General features: G+C 48.4%; 18 protein-coding genes. 11 read left to right on the forward strand and 7 right to left on the reverse strand.

Annotation, left to right across the window (positions count from 1 at the left end; genetic code table 11):
- The first annotated feature begins 28 nt into the window (after window positions 1-28).
- Window positions 29-1,732, forward strand: a complete 1,704-nt coding sequence (locus Pan54_RS02915) for a GH3 auxin-responsive promoter family protein (RefSeq protein WP_146502075.1) — start codon at window positions 29-31, stop codon at window positions 1,730-1,732.
- A 51-nt stretch (window positions 1,733-1,783) separates the two neighbouring features.
- Window positions 1,784-2,404, forward strand: coding sequence for an RdgB/HAM1 family non-canonical purine NTP pyrophosphatase (gene rdgB / locus Pan54_RS02920; RefSeq protein WP_146502076.1), 621 nt, complete (start codon window positions 1,784-1,786; stop codon window positions 2,402-2,404).
- Window positions 2,405-2,527: 123 nt separating this feature from the next.
- Here the strand turns inward: rdgB and Pan54_RS02925 are convergent, their stop codons facing one another.
- Together Pan54_RS02925 and Pan54_RS02930 are read right to left on the reverse strand one after the other, a co-directional pair.
- Entirely contained in the window at window positions 2,528-4,492 is a 1,965-nt protein-coding gene (locus Pan54_RS02925) for an alpha-amylase family glycosyl hydrolase (protein ID WP_146502077.1), read from the reverse strand.
- Window positions 4,464-6,644: an HAD-IIB family hydrolase gene (locus Pan54_RS02930; protein ID WP_146502078.1), complete on the reverse strand. Its 2,181-nt coding sequence runs from the start codon at window positions 6,642-6,644 to the stop codon at window positions 4,464-4,466. Before Pan54_RS02930 ends, Pan54_RS02925 begins: the two co-directional genes overlap by 29 nt.
- Window positions 6,645-6,891: 247 nt before the next feature.
- On the opposite strand from Pan54_RS02930, the gene Pan54_RS02935 reads away from it, so the two are divergent.
- From Pan54_RS02935 to Pan54_RS02955, 5 genes are all read left to right on the forward strand, one after another.
- Window positions 6,892-7,701, forward strand: coding sequence for an HAD-IIB family hydrolase (locus Pan54_RS02935; protein ID WP_146502079.1), 810 nt, complete (start codon window positions 6,892-6,894; stop codon window positions 7,699-7,701).
- A 126-nt stretch (window positions 7,702-7,827) separates the two neighbouring features.
- Complete coding sequence (locus Pan54_RS02940) at window positions 7,828-9,303, forward strand: DUF1501 domain-containing protein (RefSeq protein WP_146502080.1); 1,476 nt, start codon at window positions 7,828-7,830, stop codon at window positions 9,301-9,303.
- Window positions 9,300-10,175, forward strand: coding sequence for a dihydropteroate synthase (gene folP / locus Pan54_RS02945; protein WP_242631204.1), 876 nt, complete (start codon window positions 9,300-9,302; stop codon window positions 10,173-10,175). Before Pan54_RS02940 ends, folP begins: the two co-directional genes overlap by 4 nt.
- A 243-nt stretch (window positions 10,176-10,418) precedes the next feature.
- Window positions 10,419-11,021: a glycosyltransferase family A protein gene (locus tag Pan54_RS02950; protein WP_165441554.1), complete on the forward strand. Its 603-nt coding sequence runs from the start codon at window positions 10,419-10,421 to the stop codon at window positions 11,019-11,021.
- A gap of 383 nt (window positions 11,022-11,404) precedes the next feature.
- Window positions 11,405-12,487 (forward strand): DUF1559 family PulG-like putative transporter, encoded by a 1,083-nt coding sequence (locus tag Pan54_RS02955; protein WP_146502082.1) that lies wholly within the window; start codon window positions 11,405-11,407, stop codon window positions 12,485-12,487.
- Window positions 12,488-12,725: 238 nt separating this feature from the next.
- Here Pan54_RS02955 and rpsU read toward each other — a convergent pair whose 3' ends face one another.
- Window positions 12,726-12,917, reverse strand: coding sequence for a 30S ribosomal protein S21 (gene rpsU / locus Pan54_RS02960; protein ID WP_146502083.1), 192 nt, complete (start codon window positions 12,915-12,917; stop codon window positions 12,726-12,728).
- A 357-nt stretch (window positions 12,918-13,274) separates the two neighbouring features.
- Between rpsU and Pan54_RS02965 the strand changes: the two genes are divergently transcribed.
- Window positions 13,275-14,552: a tetratricopeptide repeat protein gene (locus tag Pan54_RS02965; protein ID WP_146502084.1), complete on the forward strand. Its 1,278-nt coding sequence runs from the start codon at window positions 13,275-13,277 to the stop codon at window positions 14,550-14,552.
- 158 nt (window positions 14,553-14,710) lie between these two features.
- Here the strand turns inward: Pan54_RS02965 and Pan54_RS02970 are convergent, their stop codons facing one another.
- On the reverse strand, window positions 14,711-15,667 hold the full coding sequence (locus Pan54_RS02970) for a hypothetical protein (protein WP_146502085.1): 957 nt from the start codon (window positions 15,665-15,667) through the stop codon (window positions 14,711-14,713).
- Between the two features lie 359 nt (window positions 15,668-16,026).
- On the opposite strand from Pan54_RS02970, the gene Pan54_RS02975 reads away from it, so the two are divergent.
- Window positions 16,027-16,860 (forward strand): sensor histidine kinase, encoded by an 834-nt coding sequence (locus Pan54_RS02975; RefSeq protein WP_146502086.1) that lies wholly within the window; start codon window positions 16,027-16,029, stop codon window positions 16,858-16,860.
- 75 nt (window positions 16,861-16,935) lie between these two features.
- On the opposite strand, the gene Pan54_RS02980 is transcribed toward Pan54_RS02975, so the two are convergent.
- On the reverse strand, window positions 16,936-17,418 hold the full coding sequence (locus Pan54_RS02980) for a hypothetical protein (protein ID WP_146502087.1): 483 nt from the start codon (window positions 17,416-17,418) through the stop codon (window positions 16,936-16,938).
- Between the two features lie 318 nt (window positions 17,419-17,736).
- Complete coding sequence (locus Pan54_RS02985; RefSeq protein WP_146502088.1) at window positions 17,737-19,572, reverse strand: cytochrome c peroxidase; 1,836 nt, start codon at window positions 19,570-19,572, stop codon at window positions 17,737-17,739.
- A gap of 193 nt (window positions 19,573-19,765) precedes the next feature.
- Between Pan54_RS02985 and Pan54_RS02990 the strand changes: the two genes are divergently transcribed.
- Window positions 19,766-20,332 carry a hypothetical protein gene (locus tag Pan54_RS02990; RefSeq protein WP_146502089.1) on the forward strand — a complete coding sequence of 189 codons (567 nt, stop codon included), beginning with the start codon at window positions 19,766-19,768 and terminating at the stop codon, window positions 20,330-20,332.
- Between the two features lie 182 nt (window positions 20,333-20,514).
- On the opposite strand, the gene Pan54_RS02995 is transcribed toward Pan54_RS02990, so the two are convergent.
- Window positions 20,515-21,078 carry a TlpA family protein disulfide reductase gene (locus tag Pan54_RS02995; protein WP_146502090.1) on the reverse strand — a complete coding sequence of 188 codons (564 nt, stop codon included), beginning with the start codon at window positions 21,076-21,078 and terminating at the stop codon, window positions 20,515-20,517.
- Between the two features lie 349 nt (window positions 21,079-21,427).
- Between Pan54_RS02995 and Pan54_RS03000 the strand changes: the two genes are divergently transcribed.
- Entirely contained in the window at window positions 21,428-22,438 is a 1,011-nt protein-coding gene (locus Pan54_RS03000; RefSeq protein WP_146502091.1) for an ABC transporter permease subunit, read from the forward strand.
- Window positions 22,439-22,701 lie beyond the last annotated feature (263 nt).

Here is a 22,701-nt window from a genome sequence, read left to right on the forward strand (position 1 = left end):
TGAATCTCACAGAGTCATCAGGAAAACCATGGTCTCCTTAACGAACAATGCCCTTGTCCCACCGTTGTCGCGAATGGGAATCAAACTGCTCAACCAACAGCAGTGGGGTGCATTCCGAAAGCAACTCGAACAGGCAAGTTCTCAACAGAAAAACTGGTTGTTGAATCGGATCCGGAGTTGTGAAAAGACCCGCTTTGGTCGAGATCACAATTTTGCTGGGATTCGCGATCTGGAGACATTTCGCAAGCAGGTGCCAATCTCCGAGTACGATTACTTCAAACCATACATCGATGAAGTCGCAGCTGGAAATCCAGAAGCTCTGATCCCCACGCATGAAAAACTGATGCGATTCACGATTACGACTGGTTCGAGCGGGACACCCAAATTGAATCCCGTCACTACGACTTGGCTCAAAGAGTATAAAAAGGCCTGGCGAATCTGGGGATTGAAACTGTTTGCCGATCATCCTTCCTATTTAGGGAAAAAGATGCTGCAGATGGCAGGGACCTGGGAGATGGGTAAAACTCCTGGCGGTTACTCGATCAGTATGATCAGTGCATTGCTTGCCAGAAATCAGAGTCCACTACTGCGACCGTTTTATGCGATCCCCAGTGACCTGAACGATATCAAAGATCCGATCATTCGTTACTACGCGGCTTTGCGGCTTTGTATGCTCGATGATATGGGCTGGATACTGCTGATGAATCCCGGCACGTTAATTCGTCTGGCTGAAGTGGGAGATGAATTCAAAGAAGATCTCATCAAAGATTTTCACGATGGCACATTAACGAACCGATTTGAAATCTCTAAAGAATTGCGAGAGAAATTGGCTCCTCGAATTCGTAAAGTCAATCGAGCAGGTGCAAGTCGTCTGGCTAAGATTGTTGAACAGACCGGAACTCTGTTGCCGAAAGATTACTGGCCAAATCCAGTCATCAGTTGCTGGCTTGGCGGAACTGCCGGGTTCCAATCACGTTACATCAATGACTACTTTGGAAATTCTCCGCTGCGGGATATGGGGCTCGTTTCCAGTGAGGGACGTCACACGATTCCAATTGAAGATGGGAAGCCCGAAGGTGTGCCTTCGATTGTTTCAGGATTCTACGAATACCTGCCGGTCTCGGAATCAGGTTCTGCTCAGCCTGAAGTGGTTGAGGGACATGAGTTGGAAGTCGGAGCAGATTACTATCTGTTGATGACGACATCGGCGGGCTATTACCGTTTTAATATTGGCGATATCGTCCGCTGTACAGGTTTTGTCGGCGAGGCTCCTCTGCTGGAGTTTATTCAGAAGGGAACGCAGGTTGGCGATCTGGAAGGAGAAAAACTGACAGAGCATCAAATTGTCGAGGCTGCTCAGGCGACCGCTCAAGAACTCAATCTGGAACTCGGCTTATTTACAGCCGTCGCATTAAGACTCGAACGGCAACATCCCCGTTATGATTTCATGATCGAAATTGATCGAGTACCAAATGCGGACCAGGCTCGAAAATTTTTACAGATCCTCGATGAGAAACTAGAGGGCTTGAACTTCCTGTGGAAAGCCCGTCGAAAAGAAGGTGTGCTGGCAAATCCACAATTGTTGCGATTACCAGCTGGCACGTGGGAGAAATACATCACTGAAGAAAGTGCCCGCCGCGGCACGGGTGATTATCAGTACAAGCATCCCGCTTTGATGCTGAAGCAAAACTGGGTTGAGCAGTTTTCCCCGGTTGATATCATCAACCTGTGAGACACTCGATCTCATAAATAATCGTTCGTAAATATTCAATGAAAGCGAATTGTGTCCTCTACACCTGAAATAGTTCTCGCAAGTCGAAATGCGAAGAAAGCGGCTGAGATTGATGTGCTGCTGCAGCCGTATGGGATTCACGTGCGTCCGGTTTCTGACTTCCCCAATGCCACGGAAGTGGTGGAAGACGGCACAAGTTTTTCAGAGAATGCTGCCAAGAAAGCCCGTCAGACAGCTAAAGAAACTGGTCTCTGGGCGATTGGCGAAGACAGCGGAATCTGTGTCGACGCTCTCAAAGGAGCCCCCGGAATCTACTCGGCTCGATTCAGTGGCCCCGATGCGACCGATGAGAAGAACAATCAATTTCTTCAGGAACAACTCCAGGATGTTCCTTCAGCAAAGCGGACTGCTCATTATGTTTGTCACGTTGCTTTGGCAGATCCTTCAGGTGAGGTGCGTTTACATGTCGAACGGACCTGTAATGGAGTCATCATTCGCGAACCACGCGGCGAAAACGGCTTCGGGTATGATCCTTATTTTCTGATTCGCGAATACGGAAAAACCTTCGGCGAGCTCTCACCGGTCGTCAAGAAAGCGATCAGCCATCGCGCCCGTGCGTTTGGCGAGCTTATCCCGAAGTTGTTGGGGGAAAATCTTTTCTCGCAAGAATAAGGCGAGCCGGCTCAGTTATGACTCGGGTGTTGTCACGATCATTATGCGAAATTAACAATCAAGACGAGGTGGAATCGACCGTACCCGAGCCATAACTGGCTCGGCTCGCCTCGAAAAAAGCAATCAAACTCGCTTCAGCCAGACGACTTGATAAGGATCCAGTTTCAAGTCGGAAGATGTCTGGAAAGTGGTTTCTGAAATTACATCTTCAAAGAATCGCCCCAGACCTGCAGTTCGGAGCAGGTTTCCTGAGATCTCCTGAGGTTCTTCTGAAAAGTTACCTGCTACGATCAGGCGATCTCCTCCCTGACTGCGGACAAAACAAAAGACGTGCGAGTTGACCAGTGGGACAAGTTCCAAATCCAGGCCGCTGATGGCCGGGATCGACTTTCGCAGGGCGATCATCCGTTTAACAGAATTGAAAAGGCGACGACGAATCATGCGTTCATCGGAACCGAGTTGATCGCCAAGGTCTTCGAGAAATTCCCAGCGCATTTTCGGGCGATGAATCCAACGAGTATCCCCGGCTTTGGCGGGGTCTTTGACGAAATCGTAATCATTCAACATGCCCCATTCTTCACCGAGATATAAGAGTGGAATCCCGCCGATTGAGAGCGTGATTCCATGCAGCAACTGAATACGGCGAATCGCGAGATCTTTGAGTTGATCATCGTTTTGTTGAATCGCCTGCTCCAGCCCGGCGAGTGAAGCCATCGTCCCGGAAATCCGCATATCACCCGTTTCGTGGTTATGCTGAAAGGGAACACCATGCGCGAATGAGCCAGGATATTGACCCGTGTAGAAGTTGTTCAGGAACTGACGATGATCGTATCCATTGATGCCGACGTGAGCAGCATCTTGGTCATCGAAAGTCCAGCCGATGTCATCGTGACAGCGGAGATAGTTCACCCAAATCGTTTCTTCAGGCAATTGATGCCGATGACTGGTTGATTGTCGAATCAGTTTTGTCTCACGTGTTGCCAGCGACTCCCACAACAACGCCATGAGCGTTGGGTTGTAAGAAATCTGACATTCTTCCGGGGAGATATACCGGACCACATCATCGGGATGCACAATCGCTTCCGACTTAAACAGAAGTCCGGGAGCAGCCAGTTTTGCTAGTGCATTGTACGCCTGAATGACCGAATGAGCCTGCTCAAGATTCTCGCAGGAGGTTCCCATCTGTTTCCAGATGAAGGCAACCGCATCGAGCCTGAGGATATCGACACCCACATTTGCCAGAAACAACATCTCTTCGAGCATCGCCCGGAAGACGGCTGGATTACGATACTTTAAATCCCATTGATAGCTGTTGAAGGTCGTCCAGACCCATTGTTCCATCCCATCGTGCCAGGTGAAATTCCCACGCCGTACGGTCGGGAAAATTTCACGTAACGTACGCTCATACTGATCGGGAACTGTGCGATCAGGAAAGATGTAATAGAAGTCTCGATACTCAGGATCGTTCGCCTGAGCCTGTTTTGCCCACTCGTGATCATCAGACGTGTGATTGAACACAAAATCGAGCACGAGTGAAATACCGGCTTCCCGTAAATCTTTTCCGAGTAATCGTAAATCTTCAATGGTTCCGAGACGGGGATCGACTGAACGATAATTGCTGATTGCATAACCACCATCGTTATCGCCCGGGCGGACGGCAAACAGGGGCATCAGATGCAGATAGGTCAGTCCCAGATCTTTGAAGTAGGGAATGCAGTCGCGCAGCCGTCCCAGATTTTCACTGAAGAGATCGACATAAAGTGCCCCGCCAACGAGTTTTTCGGAGCGGAACCAGTTGTCTTCATAGACGCGATGTCGATCGAGTTCTTTCAGATCCTGTGGTCGGTCACACCAGGCACGGGCAGCTGAAAGGAGAATTTCTTCCAGATGATAGAAAAAATCGTAGCGATCCCCATACAGTTCGATCAGCAGGCGAAATAAACGCGGCCAGATCTCTGTGAGTCGTTCATCAAAATCACGGATTTCCTCCTGACTCGCTTCGGTCGTTTGCCAGAAGCGTTCAAGTCGTGGTCGGAGTCGTCTTAGTGAAATTTCAGCTTCAGGATTGGTTTTCAACAAGTTGCTCATCGACACTGTCGTTTGGAATGATGATGTTGTCCAGGAATTGATAGTAATGAATCCCTTCAATAATACCCCGCGCGTGATGCCCTTCTGCGAAGTAAATTCGGGGCCACTTCTTGAGTCGATTCAACTCAGGACTGTGGTTTCCGACGACAACACCTAACGTCCGCCCTTTTAGCATTCCTTCATCATTACCGCAATCTCCGCCAACGAGCACTTTTTCCGGAGCAAAACCCCAGCGATACAGAAAATGTCGCATACTGTATTCACTTCCGCCTCGAACGGGAATGATATCCAGATACATATCGAGCGAAAGAACAACACTGGCCTTCAAACCCGCCTGCCGCAATGTGCGTTTGATCTCGGTCAGATTGGGAGCCTTGGATTTATCGATTTCGTAACTAATTTTGAATTCCGATTGATGATCGTCCGACTGCATGTAGAAACCCGGTAAACTCGACAAAGCCTCGCAGATTTCATCCCGTTTCCACTGATAGCCAATCTGATTCCGCCAACTGGTATCGAGTACCAGATCTTTGCCGTAATACAGCTCGGTTCCGACGGCGATATCCAGAAAATCGGGCATCGGCAGGTTTAATTCTTCAATCAGCTTCTTTGCACTGGCCAGCGGCCGCCCCGTCGCGATTCCGAAGCCGACATTCGGGTTCGCTTTGATCATTTCGATTAACTCGTGCAGGGCTTCATCATCGCCTGTCAACGTGTTGTCGAGATCGGTAATAATCATCCGATCAAACTTGGGGATCTGCCGCCGATTCGCAGGGCTGGCCAACGCCGGTGGTGGGGAAGTCGAAAGAATATCATTCAAATCCCGTAGATATCGACGGGCATGATTCGACCAGGCATAATGTTCGCGAGCCCCTTCGAGTCCATTTTTTGACCACTCATCCCATTTTTCAGGATCGGTTAATATCCTGAGCAGGGCATGTTCTATCGCTTTTTCATCGAGCGGATCGACCAGCAAGCCGTTTTTGCAGTTGGCAATAATATCCCGCGGCCCCCCATCGTTGGTGGCGACAATAGGCAGTCCTGAGCCAGCCGCTTCAAGCAGAGTGAGACCAAATGGTTCCGTCAGAGCGGCATTCACGAATACGCCGCGTGTCTGTGTGACGTACCGATAAAGCAAAGGTACTTCAGAAGGGTGGTGTGATTTCGGATAGGCAATTTTTCCGTACAGATCATAGACATCGATGATGGTCATCACGTGTCGGATAATCTTGCGTTGACTTTTGGGCAAATCGCGGAGGTCCTCGCGTGTACCGAGGATCATCACCAGATTGGCGGCTTCCTGAAGTCTCTCGCTTTCCCCAAAAATCTTGACGAGCATTTCCAGATTTTTCCGCTCATCGGGACGAGCCATCGCCAGAATAATTGGCTTGTCTGGCTCTCGCAAAAAACGATTGAGTTGTTGCACAATGGGAGTCTTCTCCGCATCAACCGGATCCGTTGTAAACGAATCCAGATCGACACCGGGCGGGATCACTTCCATGCGAGCAGGAATGTAGTGATCGTATATGCCATATTGCTGTTCGACTTCCTGATTCGTACTAGTCACCACCATAGCCGCGGTTTCGAGGGCGAATTCTTCCGCTTCAATTCGCTGGGTCAGGTTGTATGTCTTCTCGATATTCGCGGCATTGGAGGCATTAGCCATCAAGCGTTCCCGTTTCACACGTCCAAGTGAATGACCCGTGAACACAAACGGAATATGCAGCAATCGGGAGAGGTAAGCCCCTGCCAGACCTGCATCGGCGTAGTGTCCGTGAATAATGTCGGGCAAACCATGTCGTTTGAAATGGATCAAAGCCTGGTCGATAAACATTTCAATGTAAGGCCAGAGGGCTTCTTTGCGAAGATATTTTTTGGGGCCAAATGGTAAACGGATGATGCGGACATTATCTGCCAGTTGTTCTTCGACCTGAGCATAGTCGTCACTGACACGACTGTCGAAAATCTGCCGGGTAATCAACTCGACTTCGGAAACATCTTTTCTCTGCCCAAGTTCCTTAGCCAGCTCAAGCACATACTTGACCTGCCCACCGGTATCGGCATCACGTCCCAGTTCAGGTTCATGGCCACGAATTAAACCATGCAGACTGATCAAGGCAATTTTAGCGTCGGAGAATTTCGTTTCGCTCATGTCATCCTGGAGAGTAAGCGATTCTGACTGGCTAGATATTTTCCACAAAGTTTCATTGACCACTAAGAGATCAAAGATACTGTCCGTTCAACGTCCAGTATGAGCCCGTCAAAATCTGGTTTTAGCCACATTTTCAACTGATAATCACTACGCCTGTTCGCAGAAAATATGACTATTCGTTACGATGGTATAACCATCTTGTCCTATAATTCTTTTTAAACAATAGCAAATTCAGGCTAAGATTTAAATGACATTATGTCCACATGCGATTCTGGCGTCCGATTTGGATGGAACATTAATCCCCCTCGATGGTCAACCAGAGCAACAACGAGATCTGCAGCACTTGGGGCAATCACTGAAAGAGAACCGCATTCCACTTATTTATGTAACGGGACGACATTTGCAATCAGTCGAGAAAGCTCAGCAGGAATTTCGACTGCCGGAACCTGACTGGGTGATTTGCGATGTCGGCAGCACAATCTGTCGACGCAACGCCACCGGCAAACTCGAACCGCTGCACGAGTACGCAAAGCATCAACACGAAATTGTCAAAGCCTGTCCACGAACAGATGTTCTGCAATATGCTTCCAAAATCCCTGGTTTGAGAGAGCAGGAAGCCTTTAAGCAGGGGCCTTACAAGCTCAGCTTCTATGCCGATGAAACTCAGCTCAGTGATATCGAACAAAACATGCTGGAAATTCTCGAAGACCAGGAAATTCCCTGGTCGCTGATTTGTAGTGTCGATCCCTTCAATGGCGATGGACTCGTCGATTTATTGCCACAGGATATCTCCAAGGCTTATGCTCTCAAATGGTGGGCGGACTTTGCTGGTTACGAAGATTCTCAAATCGTGTTCGCGGGCGATTCTGGTAATGATTACGCGGCTTTTGTCAGTGGCTTTCGTGCGATCCTGGTGAATAACACGAATCAGAAAATTGTCGATCAAGTCGCACAGGAACATCATAAACTTGGTTACACCAACCGAATGTATCACGCCAAATCATCCGCCACGAGCGGAGTTCTGGAAGGTTGTCGGGCGTATCAGCTTTTCGATTGACGATCACTGATTCGACAACAAGAATGAATTTAGCGCATACTGATACGACTATCACCAGGAATGAACAATCGCTCGCTGGTGTCAATATGTTACAACTCCTTCACTCCATCGACTGAGGTTGAAGACATGAATCCGATTCCCATGCGAGACGAATTCAATCGTGCATTGCACATGACGCGACGGCACCTGTTCGGACAGGCTTCGCTCGGATTGGGAACCGCAGCTCTGGCTTCTCTGAATATGGGAGGCCTCGCGATGGCCAGCAATAATGCCGGTCTCCCCGAGTTGCCTCACTTTGCTCCGAAAGCCAAGCGGGCCATTTATCTGTTCATGGCTGGAGCACCGTCCCAACTCGACACCTTCGATTACAAACCCAAGCTGAACGATCTGTTCAATGAAGATCTTCGCAAGATGCCTGATGTCCAGAAAGGACAACGAATCACAACGATGACTTCCGGTCAGTCTTCCCTGCCGATCGCCCCATCCAAATTCAAGTTTGCTCAATACGGCGAATCCCGCGCCTGGGTGAGCGACCTGCTCCCTTACACTGCGAAAATGGTTGATGATATTGCCATCGTGAAAACGGTTCATACCGAAGCGATTAATCATGATCCCGCCATCACTTACATCTGCACGGGAAATCAATTGCCGGGAAAAGCGAGCCTGGGTGCGTGGCTCAGCTATGGACTCGGTTCCATGAACGATAATCTTCCTTCATTCGTCGTAATGACTCCTACCTGGACAGGACGCCCGGAAGCTCAAGCGTTATACAACCGCTTGTGGGGTTCAGGATTTCTACCAACGAAATATCAGGGAGTTTCACTCCGCTCGCAAGGTGATCCTGTCCTGTTTCTTTCAAATCCTCCGGGGATTGATCGGGAAACTCGCCGCAGCATGTTGGATCGGGCGGCTGAGTTGAATCGCCAAACTTACGAATCGTGGGGCGATCCCCAAACGCGTGCCCGTGTGGAACAGGCAGAGATGGCATTTCGGATGCAGGCCTCTGTTCCCGATCTCGTCGATATTTCCGGGGAGACAAAAGAGACTCTCGAAATGTATGGCGACGAAGTGACCAAGCCGGGCACCTTCGCAGCGAGTTGTTTGCTGGCTCGTCGCATGGCTGAGCGGGATGTCCGTTTTGTGCAGATCTTCCATCGAGGTTGGGACCAACATGCAAACATGGCCCGCGATCTGCCGAATCAATGTCACGATATCGATCAGCCAGCCTGGGCATTGATTCAGGATCTGAAACAGCGGGGCATGCTTGACGATACGCTCGTGGTTTGGGGCGGGGAATTCGGTAGAACGGTTTATTGCCAGGGGAAGTTGACGCGAGAAAATTATGGTCGCGATCATCACCCCAGAAACTTTTGTGTCTGGCTGGCCGGCGGAGGTGTTAAGCCCGGTGTTGTTTATGGCGAAACCGATGACTTCAGTTACAACGCAATTGAAAATCCCGTTCACATTCACGATTTGAATGCGACAATCCTCCGCTGTATGGGGATCGACAATTCCCGATTCACTTTCCGAGCGCAAGGTCTGGATGTGCGTTTGACTGGAGTCGAAGAACATCATCCTGTCGAAGGGATCATGAAATCGTGAATCCGCAGAATTTGAATTCGGATTTGTCCATTCGCCCCTGGAAATTTGGTAAGCGTGAGTATCAGCTAGGCAAACATCCGCTCATCATGGGAATTGTCAATGTGACTCCCGACAGCTTTTCGGATGGCGGGCAATTTCTGCAAACACAGTCAGCCGTTGAGCATGCCCTGCAATTGGTCGAAGAGGGTGCAGACTTCCTCGATATCGGTGGTGAATCGACTCGTCCGGGAGCAGAGCCTGTTTCGACCGAAGACGAGATCAGTCGAGTTTTGCCAGTCGTTGAAGCACTGTCGGGGAAAACAGCGATTCCGATTTCCATCGACACAACCAAAGCCGAAGTTGCTCAGGCCTGTTTGTCTGCAGGAGCGGAAATCATCAATGATATTTCTGGATTGACTTTCGATGAACAGATGCCGGAAGTCTGCCGGGAAGCTGATGCGGGGATTGTCTGCATGCATATCAAGGGGACGCCGCAAACAATGCAGGAAAACCCGCATTATGAAAATTGTGTGCAGGAAATTGATGAGTGGCTGCAGGCTCGTTTGAAAATGCTCAACGAACAGGGAATCGATTCCACTCGACTTGTCCTCGACCCTGGCATCGGCTTCGGAAAAACCGCTGAGCATAATCTGGAAATTCTCTCTTCGATTAAGCAGCTGAGGAAATCGGGGCGTCCTGTTCTGATCGGACATTCCCGCAAGCGATTTCTAAAAAAAGTCCTCAATCGGGAAATGGAAGAACGCCTGGCTGGGACGATTGGAGTGGCCATTGCCCTGGCTGAACAACAGACCGATATTATCCGCGTGCACGATGTCGCTGCGATTCAAGATGCACTGCTCGCTTGGAAAACCGTTCGCGAGTGGCAACAGTAGGTCAGGCTGTGCTTGATGAAATTGACGCTCGATGCCATTACACAAAATACAAGCACGAAGCGCAAGCGAGTGAGTTTTTTCAAACCTGACACACTCGCTTGCGCTTCGTGCTTGTAGTATTAAAATGCGAGTCCAGTTTATTATTCAAACAGTGAATATCGGAATTACTTGTTGCATCCCTGAATAGTAGTGCTAAACCATCTTCACAAGACGATTCGATGATGTCCTGAGGAGATGCAAATTATGTCGGCCACAACCATTCAACTTTCTGTCATCACAAGTACCTGGCAGCGTCAAAAACATCTGGCTGGTTTACTTCAGCAACTCTCTCAGCAGTCACTTGGTGGATTATCCATTGAGCATCTCGTCATTTCCGATGGTCCCGATCCCATCGCGGCTGCTCTGGTGAAGCATTCCAATTCACGATACTTCGAGTTAGAAACTAACCAGGGATGCTATGGCGTAGCCGCTAAGGATCTGGGAATCGCTCACGCTCAGGGGGAATATGTCTGCTTCTGGGATGATGATAATCTGTACGAACCTCACGCTCTGACTGCCTTATATTGCACCACCAAAGGACATGATATTGGCATTGTTCAGGCGGAGCACTGGTCAGTCACCAACAGACGTTTTGTGCAGATTCCCAGAACCTGGTCGGGAAAAGTCCAGCCCGGGGATATCGATACCATGTGCCTTTGCGTGCGAACGGAACTGGCCAAAGTAGTTCCCTGGAATTCTCCGCCGCACAAGCGTGGGACAGACCATCGCTGGTTAAGCCGTCTGCTGGCTGAACCGAGAGATGTTAATCATGTTAAAATTGTGATCGGTAAGCATTTGACTTTTTAAAATAGAATTCATTTGCCGCGACTGGTAACTTTTTCCCCGCTGAAGATCTTGATTTTCCAATTCCATTAATGAAAATCGATGTTTTCTGTAGATCGACGGTTTTTTCCTGCGTTAATGATCCTAAGCGGGAGAAATTCCGTTTCATAACTTTCCGGATCATGACGAATGTAACAATTTGCATTTATTTAATGAGCATGGTAATCTGAACACAACTTAGAGTGAGCTGATGGTGGAGTTGGTTAAGTCGATTCAACGATTTAGCAATCTCCACCAATTAAATCACTGGTTAAGCAATCCAAGGTAACAATTTCAGCAAGGCCAGAGTTTCATACTCCGCAGACAATTCTGCAGGTCAACGCGAACATTTTTCTGGAGAAATTTCCATGGTGCCGATGCAAGGTCACCCGCATAAAAACCGAAAGAGCAGAAGTCAGGCTGGCTTTACACTGGTGGAACTGCTGGTGGTTATCGCCATCATTGGGACCCTGGTCGCTCTGCTGTTACCAGCTGTTCAACGCGCCCGCGAAGCTGCGAGAAGAACCGGCTGCCGTAACAATTTGCACCAAATTGTACTCGCAGCTCACAACTATCTCGATTCTCACAAAAGCTTCCCCTCCGGCTACATTTACGTCGATCCACTAGACGTCGATAACAACGGAGTTGCTGATATCGATAACGACGGGGACGGATTCATTGATGGGACCTCATATCCAGTAGGGTTTGGGCTTACGTACAGTACCGTGTATCCACTTCAGTTCCAGGAACCCGCAATTTTTAATATCGAATCAAATCCACAATATCAGGTCAATAATTGGTATATCGAAAATTACTGGTCATGGCATGCTCTGATGATGTCTGAAATGGATCTGAAGGTTTCGGTTGGTGCAGATACCAACATTCCCAAGTTTAATGTCGCAGGGGCTTGGTACAGTAATAATCTGCAAGCGGCCAAAGTGGATATTCCCTCCTATAAATGCCCATCAGCATCATTACCAAGTAATCGTCCGCAGGGATTTGGATTTACAACCTACAAGGGGAATTCCGGTCGGAACTGGGCTCCAGGGTCTACTCAGGCTATAAATGGTACGCCGGTTAACAATGGAATTCTTTATCGTAACAGTTCAGTTTCTGACAGAGATATTCCCGATGGAATGACGACTACCTTAATGGTTGGTGACTCCTTATTCGGTTTCTGGGCTGACGGGCGATCTTCCTGTTGTGCAGTCGTTCCAGGCTCAGGAGATAGCTCAACTCATCAATTTGACGACGTCTTTGGAGGCGGAGGCAGTGGACCTCCTGTTGCAGTTGGTTCGAATCCCGCATTCACTTTCGGAAGTTGGCACGATGGGCTTGTCATCTTCTCAATGTGCGATGGTTCCACAAGAGACATTAGTAAAGTCGTTAGTCGGGCTGTCCTTGGAAATTTAGCGACACGTAACGGCGGAGAGCGAATTTCTGATTTCTAGCACATTTCCCAAATCTAATTTTCCGCGTTCTGCCTGGGCAAATGTAGCGATTTAGGGAAATAATCGTACATGCGAAGGCACACGGCATTTAGAATTGTCGGCAGTGGCTAACTTCAGGGACTGAAAGATCAGTCCCTTTTTCATTGATTCTTACATCACTCGATCCATGAAAAAAGCACACTCAGTACTGAGTGTGCTTTTTATATTCGATACGCGGTGAACTCAAAGTGTTTCCACTTTAATTTGCACGTAGGTTAATTTGCTCGCGACGTTCTGCACGTCTGCGGGCGCGTCGTTTGGTTTCGCTCGGTTTTTCATAATATTCACGACGGCGCATTTCTTTTTTGATGCCGCTATGCTCGACGAGCTTACGGAAACGCTTGACCGCATCGGTCACCGCTTCCCCTTCACGTAGACGCAATTTAACCACGCAATTCACCTCCCCTCACTGTTTTTAAAGTCTGTTTTCAATCCGAAAAGTACGAATCATATATGTTAACCAATTTTCTGCTGATTTGATACCCAAAACCGCAGGCGATTCACGCAGAATTTAGCGACCGTTTGCAACAATTACCACAATCGGAGTCAGTTCGGCTGGTTTTTCATTCCTCTTGAGCGAATTCCGGAAACCCGATAACTTTTAATTCGAAATCATATCCCGACTCACTCGATGAGCGGAATTACCTTCCCCCCAATCCCACCGCAGCCTCTCGAGCTGCTCTTTCCCTGAGACATCTTGAATTCGATCCCCCCTTTCGATTCGAACGTCTTCCAAAGAGGTTTTCACATGATTGCTTGTCTTCATCGACTTGGACTTATCGCCGGAACGGTGCTGTCAACAGCCGCACTTTTCAGTTTGTGTGGCTGCATGCGAACATCAGGTTTTGTGATGAATGAGTCTGGTCAAGGTTATTACGAAGTTGGCAACTACGCGATGGCTCAACATGAGTTTCGTAAAGCTGTCATGGACGACCCAACCAATCCTCATTACCAATACAATTTGGCAGCTGCCATGCAGAAGCAAGGAAATACTGCTCAAGCCGAGCAGGTTTATCATCAGGCGCTGAATCTTAATCCTTCACACCAGCCTTCCTATCACGGGCTGGCCTCGTTGATGGTGGATGAAGGACGAACTGAAGAAGCCGAACAGCTTTTGACTGCCTGGGCAGGTTCTCAGCCTTATCTGGCCGAATCGCACGTGGAACTGGCCTGGCTTCAGCAGAAAAATGGCGATACTCAAGGAGCCGAGCAGTCGTTGCAGCAGGCATTGAGAGTGAACCCACGCAATGAATATGCAATTGCTCAACTGGGGCAAGTTTATGAGGAGCAGGGGCGTACAAACGATGCGGTTGCCATGTACGAACGAGCTTTGTTTGTTTCTCCCGGAAAGCACCAGGTGCAATCGAAACTTGCCTCTGCTCGTCAGCGGCAATATTCCAGTCCGACCTCTGCTGCCCCCACAATGCTGGCAGGTTCTCCCAATATGACGCCTAACAATCAGGGTCAGATCATGCAGGCTGGTTGGTCAAATCCGCAGATGCCGCAGTTCACGCAGACTTATCCACAGATGAGACAGCCACAATTCTCAACTGTTCAATACGTACAACCAAACATGAATCAGCCGCAATTTGCTGCCCCTCAAATCAGTCAGCAGTACCAGCCCCAAACATATCCAATGGTTCAGACTCCCGTTCAATACCCTTATCAGCACCATCAGGTGGCCCATTCTCAATGGACACCACAGAATCAGGCTCAACCTCAATACTCACAACCAATGCTGGGGCATATTCCGAATCCCTCAATGACACAAGGTTGGGCTCCGGCTCCACGGATTGCCACCAACCCGCATTATCAGTCCAGCATTCCTGGGTATCAGCCAGGTATGCCTAATATGCAGCTGGATCAGCAAGGCCCCGGGTATCACTCATCGATGCCTTATCAGCCTTCACAAAGCTATATTCCGCAGCAGAGTTTCCAGCCAATGAGCAGCCATCATGGACCACAGGCTCACGCGGAATGGATGCCACAAATGTCTCAGAATGTTCCCCATCTCCAGGCGTTTTGAGAGTGAGTAGAACAAGCTCAAATTTAATCGACTGCGTGAATTGATAGTTCTCGCAGTCGATTTTTTTTGTAATACCGCCTCAGATCTAGATATTTACAAGTACGATGCGTCTGAAGCTCATAAGGGGCACAGAGCGTACCACAAAAGTTGTTTGCTATTCATGCAGGCGATTCTGTTTCCAGCGGAGTCGGTCCTTTTTTCGGATGCAACCCTTTTCCTGCAATATGAGCGGTAATTGCAGCATCGATACCATGAGCAATACCAACCACAAAAAATGCGACAATAATATCCTCGGGATTACTATTTTGAATCCCCGAGACCAACAGGACGACAAAGGTCGTCCAGGTCATAATGCCGCCAAACATTTCGAGGATGGCAATTGTGGTATGCCCCATTAGAAAATCCCCCCAGGAGGGGAAGATAAAACTCCGCCAGGCCAATTCGGAGGGCTTCCAGTATGTCGCTCCACAATTGTCACAATCATGTTCATGTTTAGGCACTTTATCTTTGCAATGCGTGCACAAATTCTCCAGGGATTGTGAAGACTCTGGATCAAACCCGGATTCCCGATACCGATCCAACGCCTCCTGAAAAATCACAGGCATTGTTTTTCGGTCCGCTTTCGGAAAACCGCTGAACGCAAGTTTTTTCCCATCTTTGAGTTTCAGGTTCAGCATTCCATTCCAGGATCCTTTGAACTTTTCGATCTGACTGTAGTAAATCATCCAGAGTGTTTTTTTGGGTTTGCCTTTAGAACTGGAATGAATCATCACCAGTCGGAGATTCGTCAGCACAAAGACGGTGTGATTGATCATCATCGCCCAAATCCCCATGAAGTAATACTCCAGAAAGGAATAGCGCGTCCCTTTGGAGATGTAGAGGACTTCTTCACCTTCATGCAGAGAATCCTGCAGGATTTCCTGAGTGTTTTTTATGTACTGCAGTTTGGTTTTGAATGCTTTTTTCCAACCCCACCCCTTAACTTTCGGAAAGACAGATTCCAGATGGAAAGCGACTCCTTCTGGCAAAGTGGCTTTGAGTTCTTTCAATCGAGTTTGAGCCGTCGGCTCATTGTCCACGGGGGAAAAGACTTCATCCTGATCGAATTGAGACATGAAAAGCCCTTGACTTTATGGATTTAATGGCGGCAGTGCAAAGTGATTGTATCGAGTGGCGAACGCACTCTTGAGGTTACAGTTATGAGTGATGTTTGTAAAATTTACAATCATGAAATCGACAGAGAATTCCCCGAATTGCCTAGAGTCCGAAGTTGCCGTAATCGGGATAGCAGACAGCTTTTCAAGCCGAGCATGTTTTCGCAAGACTTGCATGAAAAGTAATCGCGTTGGGAAGTCGATGTTGCTGATACGTGTGAAAGGAATCGCACCTGCCTGCAACTGTACCTGGTTCAATGAGGTACAAAATCAGTGAGCCGCCAGATCCCGCGGCAACCAGAAAGGACTCTGTTTCTTCAATGTCACAATCTTCCGACCACAACACCGCATCGCAATCTTCCCACGAAGCCTCGAAAATTTCTCAGCTTGAGGCCCGGCTCGCGGAAATGCAGAAGCAGTTGCTGCATCTCGAAAAGATGAGCACCGTCGGCGTGCTTGCCTCTTCGATCACACACGAATTCAACAACATTCTCACGACGGTCATCAATTACGCGAAAATGGGCCTGCGTCATCAGGATGCCGCCACACGCGATAAAGCATTCGACAAAATCTTGGCCGCTGGTCAGCGCGCCGCGAAAATTACGACCGGAATGTTGGCTTATGCGAAGGATCGCGGCAGTCAAACCGATGTGCACAGCCTTGTTCAACTGACAGATGATGTGCTCGTGTTGGTCGAAAAAGATCTGCAGAAACATCGCATCAGCCTGGTAAAAAACATTACGGCCAACGCCCAAGCGAATGTGAATCCAAGTCAGATTCAACAGATCCTTTTGAATCTGATCATCAATGCCCGCCAGGCAATGGAACCAGGCGGCACCATGACCATTACAATTGGCTCAGATCCTTCTGGCCCGTGGTCAATTCTTTCCGTCAAAGATACCGGCAGCGGCATTCCTTCCGAGAAATTGCCTCATATCTTTGAGACCTTCTACACGACAAAAACGGCTGATGAATCGGGGCAGGGGGGCAGCGGACTCGGACTCTCATTATGCAAAGACATCATGGAAGCCCACCACGGCCGCATCCGAGTCGACAGCAAAGTCGGCGAAGGAACTTGCTTCACATTGAAACTGCCTCAGGCACAGGCAACAGGTTTCGTGCAAACCGATGGTCTGACCAACAAGGCTGGATGATCGATGCGTAAATCGTGCCACGGCTCTGTGAGCCGTGGCACCTCCATAGTCATCAATTGAACGCATCTTGCTCAGCTAATCGTACAAACGATCAAAATCTAAACCCATCTGCTTCTGTTGTTCGAAATATGTATCCGTTTTCTTGATCGGCAATAATTTATAGATCATGTCGCGATACTTGGAATAGCGAAGATCACTGTTGGATAAGCCACAACAATGTCGATATTTTTCTGGAATTAAATCCAACCGATCCATCTGTGTCAAACACATCATTGGCCACAGAAAAGTACTCTTTGGTGATTTGTATACACCAAGTTCTCGCTGCCTTGATAAATCCATTTTAATTGGAATGCTAATTTCGCCACACTCAAATGCGACTTCCCCACGAGCATGCATGTGACCAATTAACGTTTCTGGGAAACTGACGGTTTTTGGATCAACAGGAATATTTCCAATAATTGGCCAGCCATTTCCGAATTCATCATTAACGACATAGGCTCCTGGAATCAAAATCTCAGACTTCTGAAATTCCAAATCGGTAATTGGCTTTGAGTACATCTCAACAACAACCGCTCACCCGAGTCCCGGCAAAGGGGAATCTTCCGGAAATAGCCGTCTTTTCAGGCATCCATAAATATCTAACATAATTCGCCCGGGGAGAAAGGTTCCATCAGGAAGAGGAACTGCAAAAATATCACCGTGACGAAATTTTGATTTTTGCATATTCATTTGTGTTTCATAACAATGGTCATGAAGACGTTTGAGGTTATTGGCCGGGTGGCTGCGTTAAGACCCCAGCTACCCGCCGGTTCTAACCGACAAATCTCTGTGTTCTCTGTGCCTCTGTGGTTCAAAAAATACTGAATCATTTGTGACTCAAAGAGACTTCAAATAAGCAACCAGATCGCTCAACTCCTCTGGGGATAACGCTCTTTCTCCGCTCACCTTTTCGGGAGCGTGGTCTCCAGTCAGGACATCTTCCAGGCTTTTGGATCGACCGTCGTGCAGGTAGCGAACTTTTCGATAGAGGCCGATCAGTGTCGGGGTGTTGTAGCCATTGTAGTAATCCTCTGCGGAACCGAGGCCGACGTCGTGAATTTTTCCGTCTGTAAAATAGGGGCCATTGTGGCAACTGGCACAGGCAGCCTGCTCACTACGGAAAATCTTTTCTCCTCGAACTGCAGCTTCGGTTAAGGAACCATCAGGATTCCTGAAGGGATTCTGCGGGAGTTGGAGTTCATTCAGATACGCCATTACGGCTCTGGCTTCTTCATCATTAATGCTATTACCCAGCATGGTTGTTGTGAATGAGGTGTGCATGGCATCCTGCAGATCGGATTGCCAGCCATGCCAGGTCCAGGGGCTGGTTTGCTGCAAATGATACAACGGCAGGACGGTTTTCATCGTCAGCGTGCTGCCGTCGTTCATCGTGTCCATCGCTTTGGAATTGACGCCGCTGTTGTAATGGCAACTGTGACAGCTGTACCACTGATCCAGACTTCTCTGACCATCGTAAAACAGTTCCATCCCATGTCGGGCCAAGGTCTTTTCAGGAGTGCGTCCCAGTGAGATTTCCTGAACGATTTTTCGAGACTCGACATCCACTTTCTGCACACTGTCGTTGATATAGTTGGCGACATACACAGTTTTATTGTCGGCTGAAATGGCCATGCCCATGGGACGCCCCCCCACATCGACGCGGGAAAAAATATCGCGATCTCGCAACAATGTAGAATCGATCAAATCCCCCGGACCACCAGCCCCAATGAAGGGGAGGTCGGGACGTCGATAAATCAATAACTCGTGGGTGCCCGAAGCGGAGACGACGAGCCGATTGCCATCGCTGCTCATTGCCAGCCCATGCGGATCGGCGATTGCCATCTGGGGTACATCCAGAGAGATTGCTTCCCGATAAGCCGGGCCATCGAGCCGGACTCTTCCAATTCGGCTGGCGAGTACCCAGCCCCGTTGAATATTTCCGACGGTAATTGGATTGCTGCGATAGACCATCCATGGGAAGTAAACATACTTTCCATCTTCGGAGCATTGCATGTGCCCAATGTTAATGCCGCCGATGAGACGTTCTTCGTAGAGGACTTCGCCTTTGATAGCGTCGGCAACGACGATTTTGCTGTCCCCACTGCAGGCGATGGCCAGGCGAGTTCCATCTGGAGAAATTGCGAGATATCGCGGCCAGGCTCCGACGGCAAATTTTTGCTCGACTCGTGCTTCCTGCAAATTCAGCTGAGCGACTTCGCCAGTCGCGGTCAATCCGACAAATGCGGTTTGACCATCGGGAGTAACGGTTAGTCCGACAGGTTCGTAGCCGACGGAAATGGTGGCTTTCTTGAGAAGTTTACTCTGATCAATCTGGACGAGCAGTATCTCTCCACTACCCGTACAACTGACGAGGAGGTGTTGACCATTCAGACATAAAACGATTGATGCAGGTTGCCCGCCACACTTCAATTCATCAATGCAGTTGCCTGAGACCAGGTCGACAAGAGTGATCGAATCGGAGGTTTCATTAGCCGTTACCAGCCAGGATTCATCTTTGGCCAGGACCACATCGACAGGAGAACGATGAGCAATATCTACTAGAGTAGACTGGTCAGCGCAAAGAGAAATCGGACTGTGCAGGAGCAGTGAAAAAAGAATTGTGAAAGCCGTCGTGGCTGTGGATAACAAAGAACCGAATGAGCATTGCAGCATCTGGCAGGCCTCCCTGTGTTCGTTTTTGACTTTGTATCATATCTTACAGAACTTTCGTGAGAACGCGAATATATTGGTCTGAACCTTGTAGGTTGGAGTGGAAATCTGGATAATATACTCGTGTCGGAATCCATGACCTGAAGCAGGTCACCAACCATACGTTTCCCACCTCGTTTAGTTTTAGGAGAGTTTGATGAAACAGTTGACTATGTTCACAATGGCTATTGTTTTGTTTTCAGGAGTGTCACTGTTAACAGCTGAAGAGACCAAAAGCGGTCTGCAATCAGGCGAACATGTTGGGCCATTCTATGTCACAAAGCTCTGCGGTGCCGATGAAGATGGCGTTACCGTTGGAAAGAATCTGTGCTATCGTTGCAAGAACGGTGGTCGCCCACAAGTGATGGTTTTCACTCGTTCTTCTGACGAAAATGTCGTCAAACTGGTTCGTCAACTCGACAAAGCGATTCCCGAAAACGATAGCAAACAACTCCGTGCGTTTGTGAATGTCCTCGGTGAAGACAAAACAGCTGGCAAATCGACTGCTAAAAAATTGGCCACTTCTTCTGAAGCCAAGAATGTGCCTTTCGTTCTGCCTAACGAATTCGAAAATGGCCCAGCCGACTATGGCATCAATCCTAAAGCTGACGTCACCATCATTATGGTCGACGGTGGCAAAGTTATCGCCAACCATGCTGCAGGATCTGCAAAAGATCTGGATGTTCAAGCTGTTGTTGACGATCTGTCAAAAATCTTGAACTAACTCAACATCCTGTTTCATCAGTCAGGCACAACCTGACCTGAATCAGCGAACAAAAATAGCCGCGGTCGGAATTTCTGACTGCGGCTATTTTTTATGGTTCGATCTACATCAGTGTGAGCAATGATTGGACACCAGTAGCTCAGGCAATGCCTGACCTACAACTTTATTTATAGATCGATCTATTATTTGAGTAATTTTTCGACCAGTGGTGTGATGTGCTGCTCGTAGTTGAAACCTTTCGGTCCATACAGGTCTTCATCGTTGTTGAAGAATTTGTGAAGTTTGCCATTGCGATCATAAATGATGGCAGCCGGAATCGCTGCGGTTTTGATCTGCTGCAGCACGACTTCGTCTGGATTAATCGCGATGATGTTGTGCATAGTTGCATTTCGTGATTTCAGGAACTTCAGGACTTTTTCCCGGTTGTCTTCCGGTTTCTGACCTTTGCCGCCGTAATAATCGATATTCAGCGAAGCACAGGCAACGTGATCCTTGTGATTCTCATGAAACTCAACAAAGTGAGGAAACTCTCGTACACACGGCAGGCAAAATGTCGACCAGACATCCACAACAACGACCTTCCCCTTTTGGCTTGCCACCCAGTCCTGCAATTCCTCCCAGCTCTGCATATGCACGGAAACGTCTGCAACTGAACCCTTTGGCTGCTCCTCTGCGGAAATCCGATTCAGACTGAAAACCATCAATAAAATCAAAAATGCCGAACCTGAGCTGAGATGACGTATCATATTTTCTCCTTTGATTAATGCTTTTGAGAATTCCGAAATCTGCAGGTGGAATCATACCAAATCCAAAGGGTAGGATCTGTGGAATGTGTTACACTTTTTTATTGCAGGAACTCTAATCTTATCCTTAGTAGTGTTCAAAGGAATATTTACCGGGGGCAGAATGGTGTCAAATCATGAGAACCTTGCGGTTCAGTCATGCTGAGAACAAAAAACTTTTCGAATCCTCAAAAAAAGTTTTGCCAACACTTGCCAGCGTTAACACGTAACAGGAATATCTAATTGAGACAGGGGCATACTGCGCCCCAATGAACCATTAATTTTACAGCATCGATTTTGCGTCAGGTCTTCCGTGAATATTATCCCACTGCAAATTTCTCTGTTAGCTCAAGAAGTTAGTGAAATTGAGACATTACAAAGTGGTCAAGCCTCTTATGGCTGGATTACCGGAATATCGATTGCAGCATTAATTCTGCTCTTTGCCATCAATCGATTTACAAAAATTGGCGTAATTGCCCGTGCGACGAGTAAGGAATCGGTGCGACAACCGATGTTCTTCTCGCTTCTGGCTGTGGCGATCCTGGTGATGCTGCTCAACACATGGATCCCATTTTTCTCGCTGGGTGACGACACCAAAATGTTCCTCGATTGCGGACTGGCGACCATCCTGATCTGCAGCATGCTGCTGGCGATCTGGACTTCCAGTATGAGTATCGCCGATGAAATCGAAGGAAAAACTGCGATGACGTTGCTGAGCAAGCCGATCAATCGTCGGCAGTTCATCATCGGGAAATATCTGGGATTGTTACAGGGCGTCGTCATTTTCCTGATTCCCGTCGTCATCGTCTTCGTCTGTTTGACATACTACAAAGTCGGGTACGACATGAAGGAGTCTGGAAAACAGGCGGTCGAGTATTTCAACTGGATTGATACTTCAAACGGAATGCAATATCTCTGGTTCCAGGCGGATCGGATTGCACCGGTTCTGCAGGTTTTGCCAGGGATTCTGCTGATCTTCCTGGAAGTGGCCGTGCTGGCCGCGATCAGCGTTGTTGTTTCGACTCGACTGCCGATGGTGGTGAATTTCTCGGTGATGTTCTCCATTTTCGTCTTCGGTCACCTCACTCCCGTGCTGGTTGCTTCGAGTGAAGGTCGTCAGGAACTGGAATTTGTCTCCTTCGTGGCTCGCCTGTTTGCGACGGTTCTGCCGCAGTTGGATGCGTTTAATATGTCTGCATCGATTGCAACGGGTTCGATGGTTCCTCCCGATTACCTCGGCTTTGCGGCTTTATATGGCGTGGCTTATTGCGTCGCTGCAATTTTACTGGCTTTTATTCTGTTCGAAGACCGCGACTTAGCGTAGTCTGATCCATTGGCTGAGCCTCCTCATTGGAAGACGATGCCTTTCTCAAATAATTTTTCAATGATCGGCAGCATTGAATTGAGGCCCATGAATAATTGGCTTCAATTCATCACTCTGCTATTGATTGAAGAAAATGCTTGAAAACAATACTGGTTGTTGCTGTTCCATCCCGTAAGATGGAATGCGCTGGTTATGTTTTCTGCGTGAATGGGATGGATTCTTTTCTTTCAGTTTTCGACCTGCGGCACAGCCAATTTCATTCC

It is taken from the genome of Rubinisphaera italica, assembly GCF_007859715.1.
Taxonomy (GTDB): Bacteria; Planctomycetota; Planctomycetia; order Planctomycetales; family Planctomycetaceae; genus Rubinisphaera; species Rubinisphaera italica.

Excerpts from the sequence above, each read along its gene's own strand:
- Pan54_RS02985 (WP_146502088.1), bottom strand. The coding sequence starts at position 19,572 with ATGCTGCAATGCTCATTCGGTTCTTTGTTATCCACAGCCACGACGGCT.
- Pan54_RS02915 (WP_146502075.1), top strand. The coding sequence starts at position 29 with ATGGTCTCCTTAACGAACAATGCCCTTGTCCCACCGTTGTCGCGAATG.
- Pan54_RS02975 (WP_146502086.1), top strand. The coding sequence starts at position 16,027 with ATGTCACAATCTTCCGACCACAACACCGCATCGCAATCTTCCCACGAA.
- Pan54_RS02925 (WP_146502077.1), bottom strand. The coding sequence starts at position 4,492 with ATGAGCAACTTGTTGAAAACCAATCCTGAAGCTGAAATTTCACTAAGA.
- Pan54_RS02965 (WP_146502084.1), top strand. The coding sequence starts at position 13,275 with ATGATTGCTTGTCTTCATCGACTTGGACTTATCGCCGGAACGGTGCTG.
- Pan54_RS02970 (WP_146502085.1), bottom strand. The coding sequence starts at position 15,667 with ATGTCTCAATTCGATCAGGATGAAGTCTTTTCCCCCGTGGACAATGAG.
- Pan54_RS02955 (WP_146502082.1), top strand. The coding sequence starts at position 11,405 with ATGGTGCCGATGCAAGGTCACCCGCATAAAAACCGAAAGAGCAGAAGT.
- Pan54_RS02930 (WP_146502078.1), bottom strand. The coding sequence starts at position 6,644 with ATGAGCGAAACGAAATTCTCCGACGCTAAAATTGCCTTGATCAGTCTG.
- Pan54_RS02935 (WP_146502079.1), top strand. The coding sequence starts at position 6,892 with ATGACATTATGTCCACATGCGATTCTGGCGTCCGATTTGGATGGAACA.
- Pan54_RS02940 (WP_146502080.1), top strand. The coding sequence starts at position 7,828 with ATGAATCCGATTCCCATGCGAGACGAATTCAATCGTGCATTGCACATG.
- Pan54_RS02995 (WP_146502090.1), bottom strand. The coding sequence starts at position 21,078 with ATGATACGTCATCTCAGCTCAGGTTCGGCATTTTTGATTTTATTGATG.
- Pan54_RS02980 (WP_146502087.1), bottom strand. The coding sequence starts at position 17,418 with ATGTACTCAAAGCCAATTACCGATTTGGAATTTCAGAAGTCTGAGATT.
- Pan54_RS02990 (WP_146502089.1), top strand. The coding sequence starts at position 19,766 with ATGAAACAGTTGACTATGTTCACAATGGCTATTGTTTTGTTTTCAGGA.
- Pan54_RS02950 (WP_165441554.1), top strand. The coding sequence starts at position 10,419 with ATGTCGGCCACAACCATTCAACTTTCTGTCATCACAAGTACCTGGCAG.